The sequence below is a fragment of the Pseudomonas sp. K5002 genome (genome assembly GCF_013386655.1).
Lineage (GTDB): Bacteria > Pseudomonadota > Gammaproteobacteria > Pseudomonadales > Pseudomonadaceae > Aquipseudomonas.
Window position 1 is genome coordinate 1 of the sequence record NZ_JACARK010000403.1, and the last position, 1,824, is coordinate 1,824.

The following is a 1,824-nucleotide window of genomic DNA, read 5'->3' on the forward strand; positions in this document are numbered from 1 at the left end:
CACGTCCGGGTACAGGCCGATGCTGATTTCCGGCATGGCCAGGCGGCTGCTTGGCGTGACGATGCGCACGGCGGCGCTTTGCAGCAAGCCCATGCCACCGCCCAGCACATAGCCGTGGCCCCAGCAGATCAGCGGTTTGGGATAGGTGTGCAGGCGGTAGTCGAGGCGGTACTCCGCGGCGAAAAATTGCGCGGCCAGCGCCGGTACTTCGCCGGGATGTTCACGGCAGGCCTGGGCCAGGCTGCGGACTTCGCCACCGGCGCAAAAAGCCTTGGGGCCATTGCCGCGCAGCAGCACGCAGACGATTTGCGGGTCTTTGGCCCACGCGTCCAGGCGTTCGCTCAGGGCCAGGATCATCGGCAACGACAAGGCATTGAGGGATTTTTCCGCGTCCAGGCTGGCGATGCCAACGCGGGCGCCGCCGGTGCCAATCAGCTCTTCGAAGTGCAGGTTCATCATGACCTCAATCGATAAAGTGAAGGTTCAGTATGATCGCTTCGCAGGAAAGTGCGGTATCTGCGTCAGATCAATTGACAAGCAAGGTCGGCTTTCCTAGGGTTCGCCTCATTCTTTTGACTAGACAGCGTAACCATGACCACCGACGACCGTATCAAACTCGAACCCAGCTGGAAACACGCCCTGCGTGACGAGTTCGACCAGCCGTACATGGCCCAGTTGCGGGAATTCCTGCGCCAGGAGCACGCGGCAGGCAAGGAGATCTACCCACCCGGCCCGATGATCTTCAACGCACTCAACTCAACGCCCCTGGACAAGGTCAAGGTGGTGATCCTCGGCCAGGACCCGTATCACGGCCCGGGCCAGGCCCACGGCTTGTGCTTCTCGGTGCAACCGGGCGTGCCGGCACCGCCGTCGCTGGTCAATATCTACAAAGAACTCAAGCGTGACCTGAACATCGACATTCCCAACCACGGCTACCTGCAAAGCTGGGCCGACCAGGGCGTGCTGATGATCAACACCACCATGACCGTGGAGCGCGCGAATGCCAACGCCCATGCGGGCAAGGGCTGGCAGTTCTTTACCGATCGGATTATTGAAGTGGTGAGCGAGCATCAGCCGCACCTGGTGTTCTTGCTGTGGGGCGCCCATGCGCAGGGCAAGCAGAAGCTGATCGACGCCACCAAGCACCTGGTGCTGACGTCGGTGCATCCGTCGCCGTTGTCGGCCTATAGAGGGTTTATTGGCTGCGGGCATTTCAGCCGCACCAACAAGTTTCTTGAGCAGAATGGCGAGACGCCGATCGAGTGGCGATTGCCGCCGGTTTGACATAGCTCCAATGTAGGAGCTGTCTCGCTAAAGCTCGACAGCTCCTACAATTGAATGCCTCTTAGGCTTCAGATTTTGTCTGGCTGCCGGTTCCAGTGCCGAAACAACGGCTCCGCCAGAAACAGCACAAACAACAAACGCATCACCTGCATCGCCGTCACCAACGGCACCGACAGTTGCAGGGTTTCCGCCGTCAGGCTCATTTCCGCAATTCCGCCTGGCATCATGCCCAGTGTCAGCGAACGCAGGTCCAGATGTGTGAGTGCGCTCAAGCCCACAGCCGCCAGCGTCGCAATCAACATGGTCAACGCCGTACCGATCAACGTACGTCCCATGAACAACGGCGCGCGCCGGAAGAACTGCCGGTTGAAGTGGCAGCCCAGGCCGCTGCCGATCAGCCACTGGCCGATCTGGCTGCCGCCGTCGGGCAGCCCGATGTGCAAGTCCCAGGTAATGCTGGCGGCGGCACTGACCAGCAGCGGCCCGAACAGCCAGGGGTTTGGCTGACGCAAGCGCTGCCAGCCCCAGGCCACCAGTGCG

Annotated in this window: 3 protein-coding genes; 1 reads left to right on the plus strand and 2 read right to left on the minus strand. The window is 61.2% G+C overall.

The annotated features are described in order from the left end of the window. The coding region (locus HX846_RS18770; protein WP_178965876.1) for an enoyl-CoA hydratase/isomerase family protein at nt 1-456 on the minus strand (456 nt) is incomplete at its 3' end. A gap of 135 nt (nt 457-591) precedes the next feature. On the opposite strand from HX846_RS18770, the gene ung reads away from it, so the two are divergent. After that, complete coding sequence (gene ung / locus HX846_RS18775; protein WP_003212020.1) at nt 592-1,284, plus strand: uracil-DNA glycosylase; 693 nt, start codon at nt 592-594, stop codon at nt 1,282-1,284. Nucleotides 1,285-1,352: 68 nt separating this feature from the next. On the opposite strand, the gene HX846_RS18780 is transcribed toward ung, so the two are convergent. Further along, nucleotides 1,353-1,824: AbrB family transcriptional regulator (locus HX846_RS18780; protein WP_178965875.1), on the minus strand; the 472-nt coding region annotated here is incomplete at its 5' end.

What these genes read in the sequence shown, in the direction of transcription:
- ung (WP_003212020.1), top strand. Translation starts at nt 592, where the DNA reads ATGACCACCGACGACCGTATCAAACTCGAACCCAGCTGGAAACACGCC.